This is a genomic window from Nonomuraea sp. NPDC001831 (genome assembly GCF_042892035.1).
Lineage (GTDB): Bacteria > Actinomycetota > Actinomycetes > Streptosporangiales > Streptosporangiaceae > Nonomuraea.
The window spans coordinates 448,286-468,081 of record NZ_JBIATU010000004.1 but is presented as its reverse complement, the minus strand read 5'-3'; the positions used below and the strand labels follow the sequence as shown (position 1 = coordinate 468,081).

15 protein-coding genes are annotated in these 19,796 nt (G+C 73.2%); 3 read left to right on the top strand and 12 right to left on the bottom strand.

The annotated features are described in order from the left end of the window. Window positions 1-80: 80 nt before the first annotated feature. Entirely contained in the window at window positions 81-2,324 is a 2,244-nt protein-coding gene (locus ACFYYW_RS17295) for an arylsulfatase (RefSeq protein ID WP_387649820.1), read from the bottom strand. 110 nt (window positions 2,325-2,434) lie between these two features. On the opposite strand from ACFYYW_RS17295, the gene ACFYYW_RS17290 reads away from it, so the two are divergent. Beyond that, a complete protein-coding gene (locus ACFYYW_RS17290; protein ID WP_364391868.1) occupies window positions 2,435-3,022 on the top strand; it encodes a TetR family transcriptional regulator in 588 nt (195 codons plus the stop codon). Here the strand turns inward: ACFYYW_RS17290 and ACFYYW_RS17285 are convergent. The 6 genes from ACFYYW_RS17285 to ACFYYW_RS17260 form a co-directional block, all read right to left on the bottom strand. After that, window positions 3,019-4,128 carry an LLM class flavin-dependent oxidoreductase gene (locus ACFYYW_RS17285; protein WP_387649817.1) on the bottom strand — a complete coding sequence of 370 codons (1,110 nt, stop codon included), beginning with the start codon at window positions 4,126-4,128 and terminating at the stop codon, window positions 3,019-3,021. The two genes, ACFYYW_RS17290 and ACFYYW_RS17285, sit on opposite strands and share 4 nt — an antisense overlap. Window positions 4,129-4,264: 136 nt before the next feature. After that, window positions 4,265-6,493: a catalase/peroxidase HPI gene (katG, locus tag ACFYYW_RS17280; protein WP_387649814.1), complete on the bottom strand. Its 2,229-nt coding sequence runs from the start codon at window positions 6,491-6,493 to the stop codon at window positions 4,265-4,267. 34 nt (window positions 6,494-6,527) lie between these two features. Then, window positions 6,528-6,965 (bottom strand): Fur family transcriptional regulator, encoded by a 438-nt coding sequence (locus ACFYYW_RS17275; protein ID WP_352327424.1) that lies wholly within the window; start codon window positions 6,963-6,965, stop codon window positions 6,528-6,530. Between the two features lie 94 nt (window positions 6,966-7,059). Continuing rightward, entirely contained in the window at window positions 7,060-8,685 is a 1,626-nt protein-coding gene (locus tag ACFYYW_RS17270; RefSeq protein WP_387649811.1) for an ABC-F family ATP-binding cassette domain-containing protein, read from the bottom strand. A 273-nt stretch (window positions 8,686-8,958) separates the two neighbouring features. After that, on the bottom strand, window positions 8,959-9,633 hold the full coding sequence (locus ACFYYW_RS17265) for an ankyrin repeat domain-containing protein (RefSeq protein ID WP_387649809.1): 675 nt from the start codon (window positions 9,631-9,633) through the stop codon (window positions 8,959-8,961). A 57-nt stretch (window positions 9,634-9,690) separates the two neighbouring features. Further along, entirely contained in the window at window positions 9,691-10,248 is a 558-nt protein-coding gene (locus ACFYYW_RS17260; protein WP_387649806.1) for a heme-binding protein, read from the bottom strand. 212 nt (window positions 10,249-10,460) lie between these two features. Here ACFYYW_RS17260 and ACFYYW_RS17255 point away from each other — a divergent pair, with 212 nt between their 5' ends. Further along, the gene (locus ACFYYW_RS17255; RefSeq protein WP_387649803.1) at window positions 10,461-11,657 is read left to right on the top strand and encodes a sensor histidine kinase; all 1,197 of its coding nucleotides are present in this window, start codon (window positions 10,461-10,463) and stop codon (window positions 11,655-11,657) included. Beyond that, window positions 11,654-12,277 carry a response regulator gene (locus ACFYYW_RS17250; RefSeq protein ID WP_387649801.1) on the top strand — a complete coding sequence of 208 codons (624 nt, stop codon included), beginning with the start codon at window positions 11,654-11,656 and terminating at the stop codon, window positions 12,275-12,277. The genes ACFYYW_RS17255 and ACFYYW_RS17250 overlap by 4 nt, the downstream gene beginning before the upstream one ends. A gap of 25 nt (window positions 12,278-12,302) precedes the next feature. Here the strand turns inward: ACFYYW_RS17250 and ACFYYW_RS17245 are convergent, their stop codons facing one another. The 5 genes from ACFYYW_RS17245 to ACFYYW_RS17225 all read right to left on the bottom strand — a co-directional run bounded on the left by ACFYYW_RS17245 (window position 12,303) and on the right by ACFYYW_RS17225 (window position 19,336). Then, a complete protein-coding gene (locus ACFYYW_RS17245; RefSeq protein ID WP_387649799.1) occupies window positions 12,303-13,238 on the bottom strand; it encodes a TolB family protein in 936 nt (311 codons plus the stop codon). After that, the gene (locus tag ACFYYW_RS17240) at window positions 13,235-14,425 is read right to left on the bottom strand and encodes an MFS transporter (protein ID WP_352365181.1); all 1,191 of its coding nucleotides are present in this window, start codon (window positions 14,423-14,425) and stop codon (window positions 13,235-13,237) included. The genes ACFYYW_RS17245 and ACFYYW_RS17240 overlap by 4 nt, the downstream gene beginning before the upstream one ends. Further along, on the bottom strand, window positions 14,426-15,742 hold the full coding sequence (locus tag ACFYYW_RS17235; protein WP_387649796.1) for a discoidin domain-containing protein: 1,317 nt from the start codon (window positions 15,740-15,742) through the stop codon (window positions 14,426-14,428). A gap of 255 nt (window positions 15,743-15,997) precedes the next feature. Next, complete coding sequence (locus tag ACFYYW_RS17230; protein ID WP_387649793.1) at window positions 15,998-17,131, bottom strand: hypothetical protein; 1,134 nt, start codon at window positions 17,129-17,131, stop codon at window positions 15,998-16,000. A 240-nt stretch (window positions 17,132-17,371) separates the two neighbouring features. Then, window positions 17,372-19,336 carry a glycosyl hydrolase family 8 gene (locus tag ACFYYW_RS17225; RefSeq protein ID WP_387649790.1) on the bottom strand — a complete coding sequence of 655 codons (1,965 nt, stop codon included), beginning with the start codon at window positions 19,334-19,336 and terminating at the stop codon, window positions 17,372-17,374. Between the last annotated feature and the right edge of the window lie 460 nt (window positions 19,337-19,796).

Sequence of the window (19,796 nt, the reverse complement as noted above, 5' to 3'; positions counted from 1 at the left end):
ACACCCGTCAACCGACGCCCCGGATGACGCCGTCATCCGCGCCCGGGCCACGCCCGTCGACCGCGCCCCCGGCCGCGCCGTCAGTCGGCGTGCAGCGCGGTGCGCAGGCCGGCGAGCAGGTCGGGGGTCGCGGCGCCCGGCGTCCTGAGCCGGACCGAGAACAGCCGCCCGTTCCACCGGGCCGGGACGCGGTACCGGCCGGAGACGGGCAGCCCGAGGTCGTGGCCGAGCCGCAGCCCGGCCCCGCCGTGCTGGAGCGCGACCGGCAGCAGGCCGTCGAACGCCAGGGTGCCCACCACGACCCCGCCCTGCGACAGGTGGAACGCCGAACCCGCGGGGCCCGTCGTGTGGACGACGTCCACGGCCTGGCGGCCGGCGGGCAGAGGGCGGTCGGCGGTGAGCTCCAGCGGCTCCCCGGCGCGGGAGAAGGTGAAGGCCAGGCGGCCGCCGGTGACGTACAGGGCGAAGCCGCCGTTCCAGTCGCCCAGCGCGAACAGCACGCCCTCGGGCTCCCGGGCCGCCTCGATCTCGGCCGTCCAGCGGAAGCCGCCGAACAGCAGCGGCAGCGACTCGTCGCACACGGGCGAGGCCCCGGGCCGGAACGTGCGGTCGTCGCCGGGGGGCCAGGCCGGCCCGATGAGCGCGCCGAAGCGGGCCACGAGGTCGTCGTACAGCGGCAGGACGTTGTTGCGCCCGGCCTCCCGGTCCCACAACCGCCGCAGCTCGGCGACCACCTCCGGATGCCCGGCGGACACGTCGGCCGCCTCGGAGAAGTCGGCCGCCAGGTCGAACAGCGCCCAGTGGTCGGCGTCGAGGTCGCGGCTGCCGGTGAGCAGGTCCTCCTCGTCCAGGACGCCCGTGGACACGTGGTCGGTGGTGACCTTCCAGCGGCCGTGGATGAGGGAGCGCGAGCCCAGCATCTCGAAGTACTGGGTGGTGCGCGGCGCCGGCGCCCCGGGGTCGCCGAAGGTGGCCAGGAAGCTGGCCCCGTCGACCGGCTGCTGCTCGATCCCGTCCACGACGTCGGGCGCCCGGATGCCGATCGCGTCCAGCAGGGTCGGGAACAGGTCGTTGACGTGCACGATCTGGTCGCGCACCGCGCCGCCGCCGCCGATCCCGGCCGGCCAGTGGACGATGAGCGGCGTACGGGTGCCGCCGAGCCAGGTGTAGCGCTTCCACAGCCGGAACGGCGTGTTCCCGGCCCACGCCCAGCCCCACGCGTAGTGGTTGTAGGTGCGCGGCCCGCCCCAGTCGTCGTGGTGGGCCAGGTTGTCCCGCGGGGACTCGCGGATGCCGGCGGAGAAGCGGTGCTCGTTGACGCTGCCGTCCACGCCGCCCTCGGCGCTGGCGCCGTTGTCGGAGAAGATCACGACGATGGTGTCGTCGAGCCGCCCGGTCTCCTCCAGGTGCGCGATCAGCCGGCCGAGCTGGGCGTCGGCGTGGGTGAGGAAGCCCGCGAAGACCTCCTGCTGGCGGGCGTACAGGCGGCGGCGGTCGGCGGTGAGGCCGGCCCATGCGGGCACCCAGTCCGGGCGCGGGGTGAGCACGGTGCCGGGCGGGACGACGCCCGTCCCGGTCTGGCGCCGGAAGATCTTCTCCCGCCAGGCGTCCCACCCCTGGTCGAAGCGGCCCCGGTAGGGCCGGCTCCACTCGGGCGCGACGTGGTGCGGGGAGTGCGTGGCGCCGAGGCCGAGGTAGAGGAAGAACGGTTTGCCGGGGGCGGCGTGGCGCTGGTCGTCGAGGTGCCGGACGGCCTGCGTGACGAGGTCCTCGGTGAGGTGGTAGCCCTCCTCGGGGGTGGCGGGCGGCTCCACGTAGTGGTTGTCCCGGACGAGGTTGGGCGCGTAGTGGTTGGTGTCGCCCTGCAGGAAGCCGTAGTAGCGCTCGAAGCCCTGGCCGAGCGGCCAGTGGCCGAACGGGCCTGCCGCCGAGCGCTCGTAGCGCGGCGTGAGGTGCCACTTGCCGATGGCGATGGTGGAGTAGCCGTGGTCGCGCAGGATCCGCGGCAGGGTCGCGGCCGAGCGCGGGATGCGGGCGGTGTAGCCGGGGTGGTCGAGCGGGAGGTCGGCGAGGAAGCCCATGCCGACGGCGTGGTGGTTGCGCCCGGTGAGGAAGCAGGCGCGCGACGGCGAGCACAGGGCCGTCACGTGGAACCGGTTGTAGCGCAGGCCGCCGGCCGCGAGCCGGTCGATGTGCGGCGTGGCGATGCCGGAGCCGAAGCAGCCGAGCTGGGCGAAGCCGGTGTCGTCCAGGACGACGGCGAGGACGTTCGGAGCGTGCTCCGGCGGGCGGCCGGCCCGGCGGAAGATCGGTTCTGCGGTCACGGCGAGGCTCCTGCCAGGAGAGGCGTACGGTCTTGGACAGCAGACGGCACGAGAGTAAGACAGAGTGTCTTAATCCGCGACGATACCTCGGTGATCCGGAAAAGGTGGGAATGCAGGCCAAAGAGAAGATTCTCCTGGCGGCCGAACGGCTCTTCGCCGAGCGCGGCCTCGACGTCTCGCTCCGGGAGATCGCCGTCGCGGCCGGGCAGGGCAACCATTCGGCCGTCCAGTACCACTTCGACGGCAAGGCCGGCCTGATCGACGCCCTGTACGCCCACCGCATGACCCCCCTCAACGAGCGCCGCCGCGAGCTGATCGGCGACCTGCGCGCCCGCGGCCTGGAGGAGGACCTTCCCGCCCTGGTCGAGGCGTATCTGGCCCCGCTGGCCGAGCACGTGCTCGGCCACCCGGGCACGAGCTGGTACCTGCGCTTCACCAGCCGTTACGTGTTGTCCGGCGGCTACCGTTCCTGGCCCTACTCCAGCGACCACCATCCCGGGGTCGCCGAGCTGGCCGCCCTGCTGCGGCGGCGGCTGCCCGGCCTGACGCGCGAGCGCCTGCGGGTGCTCAACCTGCACGTCGTCGTGGTGCTGGCCGACCTGGAGCAGCGCCTGGGCGATCCCGCCTTCGACGCCGCGCGGGCGACGGCGGCCGTCGCCGACCTGCGCGTCACCGCCCAGGCCCTGCTCACCGCCTAATGTCCGGAGGCGAGGGCCGGCGCCGGTTCGCGGGCCGGTTCGGGGGTCAGGCGGGGCAGCACGTACTCGCCCACCCGGTAGGCCTCCTCCAGGTGCGGCCAGCCCGACAGGACGAACTCCGTCACCCCCGTGGCGGCGTACTCCCGCAGCAGGGTGACGACCTCGTCGTACGAGCCGACCAGGGCGGTGCCCGCGCCCTCGCGCACCAGCCCGACCCCGGCCCACAGGCCCGGATGGATCTCCAGGTCGCGGGTGCCGCCGGCGTGCAGGTCCACCATGCGGCGCTGGCCGACGGAGTCGTAGCGGGCGAAACGCCGCTGGGCCTCGGCGATGCGGCCCGGGTCCATGCCCGCGAGCAGCCGGTCGGCCTCGGCCCAGGCGGCTTCGTTCGTGTCGCGGGCGATGACGTGCACGCGCAGGCCGTACCGGAGCTCGCGGCCCAGGGGCGCGGCCAGGGCGCGCAGCCGGGCGACGCGTTCGGCGACCGCCGCGGGCGGCTCGCCCCACATGAGCACGACGTCGGCGTGGCGGGCGGCGACCTGCTCGGCGGCCGGGGAGGCGCCGCCGAAGTAGAGCGGCGGCCTCGGGTCGAGCGGCCCGGCCAGCCCGCCGCCCTCGACCCGGTAGTGCTCGCCGTGGTGGTCGAACGGCACGCCGTCCCAGGAGCGGCGGAGCACGTGCAGGAACTCGGCGGTCCTGGCGTAGCGGGCGTCGTGGTCCAGGAAGTCGCCGTAGGCGCGCTGCTCGACGGGGTCGCCGCCGGTGACGACGTTGAGCAGCAGCCGGCCGCCGGAGATCTCCTGGAAGGCCGCGGCCTGCTGGGCCAGCAGGGTGGGCAGCGCGTAGCCGGTGCGGAAGGCGACCAGCGTCCTGAGCCGGTCGGTGTGCTGGGCCAGGGCCGCGCACACGATCCACGGGTCGGGGCAGCCGGCGCCGACGGGGGTGAGCGCGCCCTCGAACCCGGCCTGCTCGGCGGCCCTGGCGACCTGCGTCAGGTAGCCGAGCGTGGCGGGGCGGGCGGCCGGACGGAAGGCGTCGGTGGTGGTGATGGCCGAGCGCACGTCATGGCCGTCACCGGTCGTCGGCAGGAACCAGTGGAAACGCATCAGGGCTCCTCAAAAGCGACTTATCCCGTAAAAGCGACTTGTTTAGTATGAAAACGGTAAGGGATCCCCCACCACCGCGCAAGTCTCCGGGCACGCGGAACGCCCGGGGCGGCCGCCCCGGGCGTTCCGGTCAGGCTCAGGCCAGGTCGAACCGGTCGAGGTTCATGACCTTGTCCCACGCCGCGACGAAGTCACGGACGAACTTCTCCTTGGCGTCGTCGCTGGCGTAGACCTCGGCGACCGCGCGCAGCTCGGAGTTCGCCCCGAACACGAGGTCGGCGCGGGTGCCGGTCCACCGCACCTCGCCGGTGGCGGCGTCGCGCCCCTCGAAGACGTTGGCGTCCTCGGTCGAGTGCCACGTCGTGCCCAGGTCGAGCAGGTTGACGAAGAAGTCGTTGGTCAGCCTCCCCGGGGTCGTGGTGAGGACGCCGAGCGTCGACTGCCGGTGGTTGGCGCCCAGCACCCGCAGGCCGCCCACCAGGACGGTCATCTCCGGCGCGCTCAGCGTCAGCAGGTTGGCCCGGTCGAGCAGCAGGTACTCGGCCGGCAGGCGGTTGCCCTTGCCGAGGTAGTTGCGGAACCCGTCGGCGACCGGCTCCAGCGCGGCGAACGACTCCACGTCGGTCTGCTCCTGCGTGGCGTCCGCGCGTCCCGGCGTGAAGGGCACCTGGACGTCGAAGCCGGCCTCCTTGGCGGCCCGCTCGACGCCCGCGCACCCGGCCAGCACGATCAGGTCGGCCAGCGAGACCTGCTTGCCGCCGGTCTGGGCGCCGTTGAACGCCTTCTGGACGCCCTCCAGGGTGCCCAGCACGGTCGCCAGCCGGTCGGGGTCGTTGACCTCCCACGCGCTCTGCGGCTGCAGCCGGATGCGCGCGCCGTCGGCGCCGCCGCGCTTGTCGCTGCCGCGGAAGGAGGAGGCCGAGGCCCACGCGGTGGACACCAGCTCGGACACCGACAGCCCCGTGGCCAGGATCTGCTCCTTGAGGGCGGCGACGTCGGCCGCGTCGACGAGCTCGTGCGTCACCGGGGGCAGCGGGTCCTGCCACAGCAGCGTCTCGGCCGGGACCTCCGGGCCGAGGTAGCGGGCGCGCGGGCCCATGTCGCGGTGGGTGAGCTTGTACCAGGCGCGGGCGAAGGCGTCGGCGAGCTCGTCGGGGTGCTCCAGCCAGCGGCGGGTGATCTGCTCGTAGATCGGGTCCACGCGCAGGGCCAGGTCGGTCGTCAGCATCGTCGGGGCGTGCCGCTTGGCCGGGTCGTGGGCGTCGGGCACGGTGCCGGCGCCGGCGCCGTCCTTCGGCCGCCACTGGTTGGCGCCCGCGGGGCTCTTGAACAGCTCCCACTCGTAGCCGTAGAGGATCTCCAGGAAGCTGTTGTCCCAGGTCGTGGGGGTGTTCGTCCAGATGCCCTCAAGGCCGCTGGTGATGGCGTCGCCGCCCTTGCCGGTGCCGAAGCTGTTGCGCCAGCCGAGGCCCATCTGCTCGATCGGGGCGGCCTCGGGGTCGGGGCCGACGTGGTCGGCCGGGCCCGCGCCGTGGGTCTTGCCGAAGGTGTGACCGCCCACGATCAGGGCGGCGGTCTCCTCGTCGTTCATCGCCATGCGGCGGAAGGTCTCGCGGATGTCGCGGGCCGCCGCCAGCGGGTCGGGGTTGCCGTTGGGGCCCTCGGGGTTGACGTAGATGAGGCCCATCTGGACCGCGGCCAGCGGGTTCTCCAGCTCGCGGTCACCGGTGTAGCGCTGGTCGTCGAGCCAGGTGGACTCCGGGCCCCAGTAGACGTCCTCGTCGGGCTCCCAGGCGTCCACGCGGCCGCCGGCGTAGCCGAAGGTCTTGAAGCCCATCGACTCCAGGGCCACGTTGCCGGTGAGGATCAGCAGGTCGGCCCAGGAGATCTTGCGGCCGTACTTCTTCTTGACCGGCCAGAGCAGGCGGCGGGCCTTGTCCAGGTTGCCGTTGTCCGGCCAGCTGTTGAGCGGCGCGAAGCGCTGCTGCCCGGACCCGGCGCCGCCGCGTCCGTCGCTGATGCGGTACGTGCCCGCGCTGTGCCAGGCCATCCGGATCATGAACGGGCCGTAGTGGCCGAAGTCGGCCGGCCACCAGTCCTGCGAGGTCGTCAGCACCTCGGCGATGTCGCGCTTGACGGCCGCGAGGTCGAGGGTCTTGAACTCCGCGGCGTAGTCGAAGCCCTCGCCGAACGGGTTGGCCACGGCCGGGTTCTTGGCCAGGATCTTGACGTTGAGCCGCTCCGGCCACCACTGGCGGTTGCCGCCGCCCTGGGTCGGGTGCGGGGCGCGCTCGTGCGCGACCGGACAGCCGCCCGAGTCCTCCGACTTGGCGTCTGTGACGATCGCATCATGGTTCTCAGACATGGGAATCCTTCCGGACGAGGCGGAATCTGGGTGCTCAGGAACTGCTGCCGGTGGAGCAGGCGGGGCACAGGCCCCAATAGATGACCTCGGCCTCGTCGATGGCGAAGCCGCGGTCGTCGGAGGCGGTCAGGCAGGGGGCGTGGCCGACGGCGCAGTCGACGTCGGCCACGGCGCCGCAGGACCGGCACACGAGATGGTGGTGGTTGTCCCCGACGCGGCCCTCGTACAGGGCCGAGCTGCCCGGGGGGTCGAGACGGCGGACGAGCCCCGCGGCGGCGAGCGCGTGGAGGGCGTCGTACACGGCCTGCAACGAGATATGACCCACGCGCTCGCGCACCCCGGAGGCGATCGCCTCGACCCCGAGGTGGTCGCCCTCCCGGACGGTCTCGAGCAGCGCGACCCGGGCGGCGGTCACCCGCAGCCCGGCGCCGCGCAGCTCCTCGGCGGTCGTCGGAGCCTTCGATGCGGTCATAGCCGCCAAACCTACCTATACAAACCTGAATGACACAAGAGAACGAACCATCCAAGTTTAGTAATATGTCCGGAAATAGCCCCCAGGGGCGGCGTCACCCCGCGTCCGGCCCGCCGCCCTCCAGCAGCCGCCCGCCGGACAGCTCCAGCCTGCGGTCCACCCGGATCTCCGCCAGGAACCGCTCGTCGTGGCTGACCACCACGAACGCCCCCTCGTACGCGCCGAGCGCGCTCTCCAGCTGGCCCACGCTGACCAGGTCGAGGTTGTTGGTCGGCTCGTCCAGCAGCAGCAGCTGGGGCGCCGGCTCCGCGCACAACACGCAGGCCAGCGTGGCGCGCAGCCGTTCGCCGCCCGACAGCACACCTACCCGCAGATGGGCCCGCGCTCCCCGGAACAGGAAGCGGGCCAGCAGGTTCATCCGCTCGGCGGCCGGCATCGCGGGGGCGAAGGCGGCCAGGCTCTCGGCGACGGTGAGCTCGTCGTCGAGCAGGTCGAGCCGCTGCGACAGGTAGGCCACCCGGCCGTCGGCCCGCCTGGCGGAGCCGCCGTCGGGCTCCAGGTCGCCGGTGATCAGGCGCAGCAGGGTGGACTTGCCGGCGCCGTTGGGGCCGGTCAGCGCGATGCGCTCGGGCCCGCGCACGACCAGGTCGATGCCGGGCTCGGCGAACAGGCCGCGGGCCATGAGGTGCTCGCCCTGGAAGACCGTGCGCCCGGCGGGCACGTTGGTGCCCGGCAGTTGTAGGGAGATGCGCTGGTCGTCGCGCAGGGCGCGGCCCGCCTCGTCGAGCCGGGCCTTGGCGTCGCTGACGCGGGCGGCGTGCGTCTGGCCCGCCCGGCCGGCCGACTCCTGGGCGCCGCGCTTCATGTTCCCGGCGAAGATGCGCGGCAGGCCGGCGTTCTTCAGGTTGCGGGCGGCGTTGCCGGCCCTGCGCTCGGCGCGCTCGCGGGCCTGCTGCATCTCCCGCTTCTCGCGCTTGAGCTCCTGCTCGGCCGTGCGCACGTTGCGCTCGGCGGCCTCCTGCTCGGTGCGTACGGCCTCCTCGTAGGCGGTGAAGTCGCCGCCGTAGAAGCGCACCTCGCCCCGGTCGAGCTCGGCGATGCGGTCCATGCGGTCGAGCAGGGCACGGTCGTGGCTGACCACGAGCAGGCAGCCCTTCCAGTCGCCGAGCACGGCGTGCAGCCGGTGTCGGGCGTCGAGGTCGAGGTTGTTGGTGGGCTCGTCGAGCAGCAGCACGTCGGGCCGCCGGAGCAGCTGCGCGGCCAGGCCGAGCGAGACGATCTGCCCGCCGCTCAGCGTGCGCAGGGTGCGGGCGAAGCCGAGGTGGCCGAGCCCGAGCCGGTCGAGCTGGGCACGGGTGCGTTCCTCGATGTCCCAGTCGTTGCCGATGGTGGTGAAGTGCTCCTCGGCGGTGTCGCCCGCCTCGATGGCGTTGAGCGCGGCGATGACCGGGGCGATGCCCAGGACCTCGGCCACGGTCAGGTCGCCGGCCAGCGGCAGGCTCTGCGGCAGGTAGCCGAGCACGCCGTTGACGGACACGCCGCCCGAGCGCGGCCGGTACTCCCCGGCGATCAGCTTGAGCAGCGTGCTCTTGCCGGCGCCGTTGGGCGCGACCAGGCCGGTACGGCCGCCGGGCACGCTGAAGGACAGGTCGCTGAAGACGGGGGTGTCGTCAGGCCAGGAGAAGGACAGGTTGGAGCAGACGATGAACGCGTCGGACATGTGAAGAAGACCTCGACGGAGAACGCGGGCATGCCGAAGCCGCCCGGTGAAAGGACAGGGATTCGGGAAACGACGAACGCGGCCGCACCGGCGGCGCTCACGCGCTCACGCCGGGGCCGATCAACCTCCGGTATCACCCGGAGATGTCGTCGTCACCTGCCATGTCTGGTCTCCTAGCTGAGGATCACAAGCATTTCACACCATAGCAGGCGCCCACCGTGCTCCGAACGCCTGCCTCCCGCACGGCCACCGAGGCCGCACCCCCGCCGTGTGTCAGTGGGCTCCGGCCTCGCGGAGCAGCGCGGCCACTTGCCGCTGGCCCTTGGCCACGGCGTGGGCGAGCGGCGTGACGCCGTCGCGGTCGGCCAGGTCGACGTCGGCGCCCGCGGCGATGAGCAGCCGCACGACCTCCTGGTGGCGCTCGCCGCCGTCGCCCAGGATGACCGCCTCCAGCAGGCCCGTCCAGCCCAGGTCGTTGACGTGGTCGACGTCGATGCCGGTCTTCAGCACCTCGCGCACGTACTCGACGTGCCCGCGCTCGCAGGCCGGGATGAGGGAGACGCCTCCGTACCGGTTGCGCCTGGTCAGGTCGGGGCCGGCGGGCAGCAGCGCCTTGAGCATCGCCACGCTCCCGGTGACGCCGGTGACCAGCCAGGGGGTGTCCTTCCTGGCGTCCTGGGCGTCGGGGTCGGCGCCCGCCGCGACGAGCACCTTGGCCACCTCGACGTGGTCGGCCGCCGCCGCCAGCAGCAGGGCCGTACGGCGTTGCCCGTCGCGGGCCTCGACGTCGGCCCCGGCGCCGAGCGCGTCCCGGACGGCGGCGGCGTCCCCGCGCGCGGCCCCCGCCAGCAGTTCCTCGTCGGCCATTCCCGCTCCCTTCACCTCGCGCCCGCCGCAGGCGGCGAGCATCAGACCGAGTCCCCAGGTCAGGATGGCTCGGCGGTTCATCCCCTCATCCTTCCGTCCGCCCGCCCCCGGCGGCGCGCCGGGGGCCGGTCCAGCCGGTCAGCGAAGCTGCCCGGCCACCGCCTTGAGGCCCGCCTGGGCGATGGACTCGTCGATGTCGCCGCTGGGGGCGCCGCCGACGCCGATGCCCGCGACCGGGGCGCCGCCCGAGGCGACCGGCACGCCGCCGCCGAGGAAGAGGGTGCCCGGGATGTCGGCGATGGACGGCCCGCCGCCGTTGACGCCCTTGCCCAGCTCGGACGTCGTCCGGCCGAAGGAGACCGCGGTGAACGCCTTGCGCCGGGCCGACTCCTCGGTCTGCGGGCCCGCGCCGTCGCCCTTGAGCACCAGCCGGGTCGCGCCGGACCGGTCGACGATCACGACGGTGACGCGCTGCTTCTGCTTGACGGCCTCCTTCAGGGCCGCGTCGGCGATCTTCAGCGCGGCGTCGGCGGAGAGCACGCCGGTCTGCACGACGGGCTCGGCCGCGGCGACCCGGGCGACGCGAGCGCTGTGGGCGGCGTCGGCGGCCTGGGCGGGCGAGGTGGCGGCGACGGCGCCGGCCAGCACGGCCAGCCCCGACAGCGAGCCGGCGACCAGGCGAGTACGGATGTTCATGGTTTCTCCAGTTCGTCAGGGCGAAGTCGGACACCTCGTCGGACACCTCCAGGTTTCCGGGCGGACCGCCGCGGGCCATCGGGAGCACGGGCGATCCCCGCGCGCCGAGCGGTCGAGGGCCGGGTCAACCGATCGGTTGATGCGCCGCCGCCCTGGTGGGGGCCATTGTCGGGCAGGGGATAGTGTCGAAGGGCGCGGCGACGGGGAGGGCCATGAGGGAGCGCACCTGGCTCAACTGGGCCATGCACGTCGGCTTCTACCTGCTGCTCGCCGCCTCGGCCCTGCGGCTGGTGTCCCGTCACGGCATGAGCGCCCAGACGGTGACGTCGCTGGCCGTCTGCGGCCTGCTCGCGCTGGCGTACGCGGCCGGGATCGTCTGGTGGAACCGGCTGGGCCGGCAGGGGCGGCTGGTCTGGCTGGGCGGCGTGGCGGCGGTGTGGCTGGCGCTGGTGGTGCTGGCGCCGTCGTTCAGCTGGTGCGCGGTCCCCCTGCTCTTCCTGTGCCTGCGGCTGCTCAACGCGCACGGCTTCGCGGTGGCCGCCGCGGCGCTGACCCTGGTGGTGATCGTGGCCCAGCTGGAGATCGCCCGCGAGCTCGACGTCAGCCTGATCCTCGCGCCGGTCGGCATCGCGGCCATGACGGCGGTGATCTTCGGGGAGCTGCAACGTGAGAGCGCGGCCCGGCAGCTGCTCATCGACGACCTGATCAGCACCCGGGGCACGCTGGCCGACTCCCGCCACCGCACCGGCGTCCTGGAGGAGCGCGAACGGCTGGCCAGGGAGATCCACGACACCCTCGCCCAGGGCCTGACCAGCATGGGCCTGCTGCTCCAGGCCGCCGACCGCATGTGGGCCACCGACCCGGCCCAGGCCCGCGCCCACGTACGGCGGGCCGCCGCGGCCGCCGCCGACAACCTGGCCGAGGCGCGGCGGTTCGTCCGCGACCTCCAGCCGCCCGGCCTGGTGGACGTCACGCTGCCCGAGGCCCTCGCCCGGCTCTGCGCGGACGCCGGCCAGACCGGACCGCAGGTGCGCTTCCGGCTGGCGGGCGAGGAGTACCCGCTGGCGCCGGAGGTGCAGACGGCGCTGCTGCGGGTGGCGCAGGCGGCGCTGGCCAACGTACGCGACCACGCCGCCCCGGCGGCGGACCCGGCGGCCGGGGTGACGGTCACGGTGACGCTGTCCTACCTCGACGGCGAGGTGACGCTCGACGTGTTCGACGACGGCGTCGGATTCGCCGAGCCGGCCCCCGCTCCCGGCCGCGGCTACGGGTTGCGGGCGATGCGCGACCGGCTGGCGGAGGTGCACGGCGTCCTGGTGGTGGAGAGCGCGCCCGGCGAGGGCACGGCGGTCGCGGCCCGGGTGCCCGCCGGGTGGCCGCCGCGGGCCCTGGACGGCGGTGGGGCATGAGGTTGTTCCTGGTCGACGACCATCCGGTGGTCCGGGCCGGGCTGGTGGCGCTGCTCGGCGGCGAGCCCGACATGGAGATCGTCGGCGAGGCGGCCGACGGGGCCGAGGCGTTGCGCGGCATCGCCGCCCGCTCCCCCGACGTCGTCCTCATGGACCTGCAGCTCGGCGAGGGCGTCGACGGCGTGGAGGTCACCCGGCGGGTCCGCGGGCTGCCCACGCCGCCGCAGGTGCTGGTGCTGACGACGTACGAGAGCGACGCCGACATCATGCGGGCCGTCGACGCGGGGGCCATCGGCTACCTGCTCAAGGCGTGCCCGCCGGAGGAGCTGTTCCAGGGCATCCGCGCCGCGGCCAGGGGCGAGAGCGTGTTGTCGGCCAAGGTGGCGACCCGGATGATGCGGCGCATGCGCGAGCCGGGCCCGGCGCTGAGCGCCCGCGAGGTCGAGCTGCTGGAGCTGCTGGCCAGCGGGGCGAGCAACCGGGAGATCGCCCGGCGGCTCTACATCACCGAGGCGACGGTCAAGACCCACCTGGTGCACATCTACGACAAGCTCGGCGTGGACACGCGCACGGCCGCGGTCACGGCCGCGGTAGAGCGGCGTCTCATCCGGCTCCCCTGACCGCCCCCGGAGGCAGGCGGTCGCGTCAGCGGACGGCCGCGGGGGAGCTCGCGCCGGGGATCAGCCGGCGGGGCGGGCCGCCGCCGACGTCGGCCGCCCACACGTCGCCGTCCTTGGCGTACATGACCGTGCGGTCGTCCAGCCAGGCGGCCTGGTCGTCGATGCTGGCCCGCTCCCCCAGCGGGCTCTCCCGCATGGTGGCCAGGTCCAGCAGGTGCAGCCGCCACGGGCCCGGCGAGACACGTTTCTTGAACACCAGCCGCGTCCCGTCCGGCGACAGGGACGGGCACTCGGCGTTCTCCCTGAGCGCCCGCGCCCGCCAGGCCCCGAAGTCGCCCTCCACCAGGTACGTTTTGCCCTTGGTCGCGACGGTGGCGTAGAAGCGGTTGTCGTCGGCGGCGAACGTGACCCCCCAGTAGTTGACGTCGGCCGAGTGGTAGCGGCGGCCGTCGAGGTAGAGCGGGATGTCCTCCATGTTGGTGACGAGGTAGCCGGTCCGGGTGTCGAGGATGCCGGTCCAGGTGGAGAAGCCGCCGGTGCTGTAGGAGTCGCCGGTGACGAACACCGTCCAGGAGGCCATCCGGCCGCTGGCCGACACGCGGGCCCGGCTCGGGACGCCGGCCAGGTTGATCCGGCGGGTCTCCTTGAGCGACCGGTCCAGGACGAGCGCCTCGGTCTTCGGCAGCGGGCCGGGCCGGGTGACCAGGCAGAGGGTGGTGCCGTTCGCCGTGTAGAAGCGGTCGCAGGCCCGGGAGCTGACCTGCGGCGGCGCGCCCGGGTCGGCGAGCGGCACGGAGGCGACGCGTCCGCCGCTGCGCACCAGCACCCGGCCCGGCTCGCCGGTGTCGAACCCCGCGACGGCGGGCCCGGCCTGCCGCGAGGACGCCGCCCAGGTGGCGTACGCGGTCGCGCCGCCCGCCAGCAGGACCACCGCGGCGAGGAGTACGAGCACCCGTCTCATGGACGACCTCCTTGTGATCGCAGCGCCCGCCAGGCGATCGCGGACGCCGTCACCAGCCCCGCGGCCATCACCGCCAGCGCCGGCCCCTCCCCCGTCCCGGCCCACAGCAGGCCGAACAGGATGGACGACACCATCCGGGCCGTGGCCTGCCCGGTCTGCAGCAGCGCCAGCCCGCCGGTGCGCGCGCTCTCCGGCAACATCGGCCCGGTCAGGGCCATCAGCACGCCGTCGGTGGCGGCGTAGAACAGGCCGTGCAGCAGCAGCGCGGGCAGCAGCCAGGCCGGGCCCATCAGCACCAGGTAGACCGCGAGCAGCGCCACGTGCCCGGCGACGAACACCGTCGCGCGCCCGAACCGGTCCGCCAGCCTGCCGAGCGGCACCGCCAGCAGCAGGTACGCGCCCGCCGTGCCGAGCGGCAGCAGCGGGAACAGCTCGGGCGCGATCGCCAGCCGCCGCTGCAGCACGAGGTAGACGAACGAGTCGCTGACCGTGACCAGGCCGAGCGCCACCGCCACCAGGCAGGCCCGGCGGAACCCGGGCTCCCGTGTCACCGCCGCCCGCAGCCGGACGCGGGCGGTCAGCGGCCCGCGCCGGTCCCGTACGTACAGGACCAGCAGCAGCACGGCCAGCGCGGCCACGCAGAAGCTGGTCACGAACACCGCGTCGTAGGCGCCGGCCGTCGCCGTCAGCACCGCGAAGGCGGCCAGCGGCCCGAGGAAGGCGCCCACGGTGTCCATCGCCCGGTGCACCCCGAACGCGCCGCCCAGCCGGTCGGGCGGGGCGCTCAGGGTGATGAGGGCGTCCCGGGGCGCGGTGCGCAGCCCCTTGCCGGTGCGGTCGGCGGCCAGCACCAGGCCGAGTGCGGCGGCCGACCCGCCGGCCGCGAGCAGGCCCAGCTTGCACACGGCCGAGAGGCCGTACCCGAGCCCGGCGACCAGCTTGCGGCGGCTCCACCGGTCGGCGGCGTGCCCGCCGGCCAGCCTGACCAGCGCGGTGACGCCGAAGTACAGGCCGTCCAGCAGCCCGAACTGCACCAGGCTGAGCCCGAGCGCGCCCACCAGGTACAGCGGCAGCACCGCGGTGACCATCTCCGACGAGACGTCCGTGACCAGGCTGACCAGGCCGAGCGCCACCACGTTGGCGGGCACCGCCCTGGTCAGCCGGGTGCCGAGAAGCGAGATGTACATCTAGTGGCAGGAGTAGGTCGGGCTGGTGTCCTTGACCGAGCCGTCGGTCCCGATCAGCTGCCAGCCGAACGTGCTGCCGGTGAAGGTCAGCTTCAGCACGCCGAACGTGCCGCTCAGCCGCTTCTGGCTGTTGGGCTGCACGTTCTCGATCTGGTACGGCGACGCGCCGCCCATCCCGCCGAGCACCTCGACGATGCCCTTCGCGGTGTCGGCCTGGGCGCTGGGGTTCTGCGGCCCGAACCGCTCGTAGTGGTGGTCGTGCCCGTTGAGCACGAACTCGGCGCCGGCCGCGTACAGGGCCTGCCACACGGGCTTGGAGACGGGGTCGTTGCCGTGCTCGCCGGAGCTGAACAGCGGGTGGTGCCAGTACGCGGCCACGCACGGCTTGGTGGTCGCGGCCAGGTCGCTCTTGAGCCAGGTGAGCTGGGCGGACTGGTCGAAGTGGTTGGAGTCGAGCGCGACGAAGTGCCAGTTGCCCCGGTCGTAGCTGTAGTAGCTCTTGCCCTGCGGGAAGGCGATGGCGCCGAAGTAGGACTTGTAGCCGGCCTCGGACCCGGCCGGGTCGTAGGTCTCGTGGTTGCCGGGGACCGGGCGGGTCTTGGCCTTGAACCTGCCCCACGTCTTGTCGTAGTAGTTGCGGAAGTCCGACAGCAGGGCGTCGTCGTACTGGTTGTCGCCCATGGTGATGACGAACTCGGGGTTCATCGACTCGACCAGGGCGGCCGTCTTCGGGTGCACGCAGGAGGAGGAGCTGGCGGTGCACTGCTCGGCGATGTCACCGGCGGCGGCCACCACGAACGTGTCGCCCGGCGGGTCGGTCGGCTGGGTGCCGCCGCCGTAGACCTGCATCTCCCACAGGGAGTAGCCGTAGTCGGTGCCGCGCGCGGTCCCGTACATGCGGACGTAGCGGCCGGTGCCGGTCACGGTGAGGTCGTCCACGCCGCCGTCGCCGGCGGTGGTGGAGTAGACGTCGGTCCAGGTGCTCCCGTCCGGGGAGGTCTGGATCTTGTACGACGTGGCGTAGGCGTCCTCCCAGGTCAGCTTGACCCGGGTGATCTGCTGGGACGCGCCGAGGTCGACGCGCAGCCATTCGGGGTCGTGGCCTTCGGCCGAGGCCCACCGGGTGCCGGTGAGGTCGCCGTCGAAGGCCTTGGCGGCGGCGTAGGAGGTGGCTTCCTTGGAGGAGGAGGTGGCGGGCTTGCCCTGTGACAGCAGCGTCTCGGCGGTGCCGGCCGAGGCGTTGGCGGCCACGAGCAGGCCGGCCACCAGGCCGATCACGGCCATGACGGCCGTGGCGGTCAGGCGGACTCTGGACATGGCGATTCTCCTGGGGGTGAGAGATCGGAGCACGGTCCGGTGGGCGGCCGGGGCAGGAGGTCTTTCGCTGAGCGCGTCACATCCTGGGAGAGGAAGCCGCGCCGAGCCGCTTACCGGGATCGTGGCGCAGGGCGCTGAGGGCTGTCAATGAAGTTAGGAAGGTTTCTTAACCCCGTTGGGCGGGGTTCACCCGGGCGGCGCACGGCACGGCGAGGGCGCCGCCCGGAGGCCGGGCGGCTGCTCCCGAGCGGGCCGTCAGCCCGGGGTCACGGGGACGTTCGTCAGCCCGCGGGTGGCGCCGGTGACGGTGTTGGAGGAGCGCACGACGTTGGGATCGGCCGCGCACTTCGACGTCGAGGTGATCTTGATGGCGTACGCGCCGACGCCGCCGAGATCGGACCGGTTGCCGCGCCAGACGTTCCCGCAGCCGTTGAGGAAGGACGGCGTCGTGACCGGATTGTGCGTCTCGTAGCCGTTGGCGAAGGTGCCGGGCGGGGCGAACGTGCCGGTGTTGTTCTCGATCGTGTAGCCGGAGCCCTTGACGTCCACCCAGGAGTCGGCGGAGTTCTGGCCGCTGACGCCGGTGCCGTCGAAGGTGTTGCCGCTGATCAGGCCGCCGCTGGTGCCCTCCTTGACGTCGATGTGCTCGGCGGCGACGTACGGGCCGATCGTGTTCCCGACGACCTGGACGCGGTCCGAACGGTCCGCGCCGCCGGTGTTGCCGTGGCAGCCCCAGTTGGAGCCGGCCGAGCCGAGGTAGACGCCCTCGCCGTAGCCGGGCTGGAGGAGGCCGGTGTGGGTGATGCGGGAGTTCCGCAGCACGCCGTCGGACGAGCTGCGCCGGAAGTGCACGCCTTCGTCCTCGACGTGGTGCACGTACACGCCGTCGATCACCACGTGCGGGGAGGCGTCCAGGACGACGCCCTTCTTGGAGTCCTTGACGGTGAACCCGGCGAGCCGCCAGTACGGCGCCTCGTACAGCCACAGCCCGTACCCGGAGTCCCAGCCGCCGCCCGGCGCGGGGCAGGACGGCGCGACGCCGGAGGGGCCGTCGTTGACCAGGACGGCGTCCGCCGGTCCGGTCAGCGTGATCGGGGCGGCGGACGTCCCGGGTCGCCGGGCGACGAAGGCGCCGTGGTACTCGCCGGGTGCGAGCCTGATGGTCTGCCCGGGAACCGCCGCGGCCAGCGCGCCGGCGAGCTGGGCCGCCGTGGCCACCTCGACCACCTCGACCGCCTCGGCCACCTTGACCGCCTCGACCGCCTCGACCGCCTCAGCCGCCTTTGCCACCCCGGCCACCCCGGCACCGGTCTCTCCGGCGGCCGGCAGGGCGGCGGCCGGGGTGGAGAGCAGGAGGGGCAGGAGCCCGGTCAGCAGGGCCCGTCTCATGGAGTTCCTCCCTTCGGGGGGCCGTGGCCCCGGCCCCCGTCCCCGGGCCCCGCGCGGGGTTCTCCCCCCGGGCGGGGACCCACGGGTTTGCGGGGCCCCGGATAAGAAACCGGGGGGGGGGGGGGGGGGCGCGGGGGGGGCCGGGCCCCGCCCCGCGGGCCCCGCCCTGGGTCGCCCCGCCGGGGGGGGGGCCGGCCCCGCGCCCCCCGCCCGCGCCCACGGCTCGGGTTCCGCCGCCGGTCAGGGCACCCAGTGGTTGCCGGTCACCGTGATCATGACCTGGAGCTGGATGCTGGAGGAGTAGTAGCTGCTCGCGTCGATCGGGGTGCCGAGCATCTTGTTCCAGAGCGCGTCGAGCCAGGCCTGGCTGCCGGAGTCCGTCATCGCCGCCACCGCGAACGGGGCGAAGAAGGCGGCCTCGCTGCCGCTGGAGATCTGCGTGCCGTTCAGCTTGTAGCCGATGGCGATCTTGCTGGGGTCGCCGCCGGTCTTGCTCTTGATCCAGGAGTTGAGCTTCCTGGCCGAGGCGAGCGACTTGGCGTCGCCGCTGGTCACGGCGTCGTCGGCGATGCGCCACGGGGTGCGGCAGGCGTTCCACCAGTACTGGCCGTCGTTCGGGTCCTCCAGCACCTGGCCGGGGGCCGGCTTGGCGGTGGTGTTGGTGTTGACCACGAAGTCCGGCAGCAGGCCGGTGGCGGAGGCGTAGGTGTTCTGCAGGGTGGTGATCAGGTTCTGGTGGGCGGTCCTGATCGTGTCCCAGGCGCTGTTGCCCGTGGCCTTCCTGAAGGCCCTGAAGTGGTCGACCATCCAGTCGGAGGTACGGGTGATGTAGTAGTACTGGTCGCCCGAGCTGCTCCAGTCGCCCAGCTTGAGCAGGTTCGTGGACGGGTTGATCTCGTCCTTCTTGATGGCGTTGATGTGCTTGATCGCCAGGTCGAGGTAGTTGTACGTGCCCGCGCTGCCCCACTGCCGGTGGGCCAGGAGCAGGCCGTAGGCGACGTCCATGTCGCCGTCGGTGGCGCCGTCGCCGCCGTCGACGCTCTTGCAGGCGGTGTCCTGCTCGGCGGCCAGCAGGTCGGGGTTGACGGACGACGGGTGGGCGAGCATCCACTTGACCATGCCGTCGAAGATCTTCTTGGCGTCGGGGTCGGCCCCGGCCATGGTCGCGACCACCACCATGCCGTAGCCCTGGGCCTCGGCCACGTACGGGTGGTCGGCGTCCGGGGAGATGACCTCGTACCAGCCGTTGCCGCAGTTCTGCCGGACGAAGGCGGCCTTCCACCGCTTGTAGTAGTCGACCACCCGCGCGTCCAGCGTGGCCTGGTCGCCGGAGGGACGCAGCATGCCCGCCGCGTACGGGATGGTGTGGCTGCCGAAGGGCACCGCGGGACCGCCCCCGCCGCCGGGCTGGGTGGTCGCCGTGACGGGGCCGCCGGCCGCCGACTGGTTGCCCGCCGCGTCGCGCGCCTTGACCGTGTAGCTGTAGGCGGTGGCGGCGGTCAGGCCGGTGTCGGTGTACGTGGTGCCCGTCACGGTGGTCACCAGGGTCGAGCCCCGGTAGACGAGGTAGCCGGTGACGCCCACGTTGTCGGTGGCGGCGTCCCAGGCCAGGGAGACGCTGGTGGAGGTGGTGCCGGTCGCGCGCAGGTTGCCCGGGACGGAGGGCGGGGTGGTGTCGGTCCCGCCGCCGCCGCCGCTGCCGTAGACCTCCAGCTCGTAGAGCGAGTAGCCGTACGTCGTGCCGCGGGCGGTGCCGTACATGCGCACGTACCGGCCGCTGCCGCTGACCGTCAGGTCGTCGGTCGCGCCGTTGCCGGAGGTGGTGGAGTAGACGTCGGTCCAGGTGGCGCCGTCCGGCGAGGTCTGGATCTTGTACGACTTGCCGTAGGCCGCCTCCCAGGACAGCTTCACCCTGGAGACGTTGTACGTGTCGCCGAGGTCGACCCTGATCCATTCGGGGTCGTGGCCCTCGACGCTGGCCCAGCGGGTGGAGGCGTTGCCGTCCACCGCCTTGGCCGCTTCGAAGCCGCTGCCCTCGACGGAGGACGAGGTGACCGGTTTGCCGCCTGACAGGAGCGTGTCGGCGCTGGAACCGGCCGCGGCGGTGGCCGGCGGCGCCAGGGGCGCGGCCGCCATCAGGGCCGCGACCAGGGCCGTGACGAGTAGCGACGACCGCCGGGGGCGCCGCTCAGGACGTCTGATCATGCGTTGATCCTTCGGATAGGGGGTGCCATGGGGCCATCCGCAGGTGGACCGTGATCGATGCACGGCGTTAGGAAACTTTCCTAACGCTCATAGCGGACGGTAAACAAGAACACCCTCATCCGCAACCCTTGCCCTCAAACCAACCCCGCAGTTCACCTCCCCGACACGAACACACCACCAAAAACCAGACAAACCCCACACCTGGACGGGCCGCGCCCCGCAGGGCCCGCCTCCCGGATCCACGCATGGACGGCGGAGACGCCCCACCCGGACGGGCAACGATCCCGGCGTGGCCGCCCCCTTCCCCCGCCCCTTTCCCTCGCCCCCCTTCCTCCGCCCCTTCCTCTGCCCCCTCGGCGAGGCTCTGCCGGGTCAGCCGGCCTCCAGGCATCCGCCCGCTGCCCCGCACGGATCTACGCCCCCGCATGCCTCGTCGCCAGCGTCGGCCTCCCCTCCGGAA

Excerpts from the sequence above, each read along its gene's own strand:
- ACFYYW_RS17285 (WP_387649817.1), bottom strand. The coding sequence starts at position 4,128 with ATGCGTTTCCACTGGTTCCTGCCGACGACCGGTGACGGCCATGACGTG.
- katG (WP_387649814.1), bottom strand. The coding sequence starts at position 6,493 with ATGTCTGAGAACCATGATGCGATCGTCACAGACGCCAAGTCGGAGGAC.
- ACFYYW_RS17245 (WP_387649799.1), bottom strand. The coding sequence starts at position 13,238 with ATGAGACGGGTGCTCGTACTCCTCGCCGCGGTGGTCCTGCTGGCGGGC.
- ACFYYW_RS17225 (WP_387649790.1), bottom strand. The coding sequence starts at position 19,336 with ATGATCAGACGTCCTGAGCGGCGCCCCCGGCGGTCGTCGCTACTCGTC.
- ACFYYW_RS17290 (WP_364391868.1), top strand. The coding sequence starts at position 2,435 with ATGCAGGCCAAAGAGAAGATTCTCCTGGCGGCCGAACGGCTCTTCGCC.
- ACFYYW_RS17260 (WP_387649806.1), bottom strand. The coding sequence starts at position 10,248 with ATGAACATCCGTACTCGCCTGGTCGCCGGCTCGCTGTCGGGGCTGGCC.
- ACFYYW_RS17230 (WP_387649793.1), bottom strand. The coding sequence starts at position 17,131 with ATGAGACGGGCCCTGCTGACCGGGCTCCTGCCCCTCCTGCTCTCCACC.
- ACFYYW_RS17240 (WP_352365181.1), bottom strand. The coding sequence starts at position 14,425 with ATGTACATCTCGCTTCTCGGCACCCGGCTGACCAGGGCGGTGCCCGCC.
- ACFYYW_RS17250 (WP_387649801.1), top strand. The coding sequence starts at position 11,654 with ATGAGGTTGTTCCTGGTCGACGACCATCCGGTGGTCCGGGCCGGGCTG.
- ACFYYW_RS17270 (WP_387649811.1), bottom strand. The coding sequence starts at position 8,685 with ATGTCCGACGCGTTCATCGTCTGCTCCAACCTGTCCTTCTCCTGGCCT.
- ACFYYW_RS17235 (WP_387649796.1), bottom strand. The coding sequence starts at position 15,742 with ATGTCCAGAGTCCGCCTGACCGCCACGGCCGTCATGGCCGTGATCGGC.
- ACFYYW_RS17265 (WP_387649809.1), bottom strand. The coding sequence starts at position 9,633 with ATGAACCGCCGAGCCATCCTGACCTGGGGACTCGGTCTGATGCTCGCC.
- ACFYYW_RS17275 (WP_352327424.1), bottom strand. The coding sequence starts at position 6,965 with ATGACCGCATCGAAGGCTCCGACGACCGCCGAGGAGCTGCGCGGCGCC.
- ACFYYW_RS17255 (WP_387649803.1), top strand. The coding sequence starts at position 10,461 with ATGAGGGAGCGCACCTGGCTCAACTGGGCCATGCACGTCGGCTTCTAC.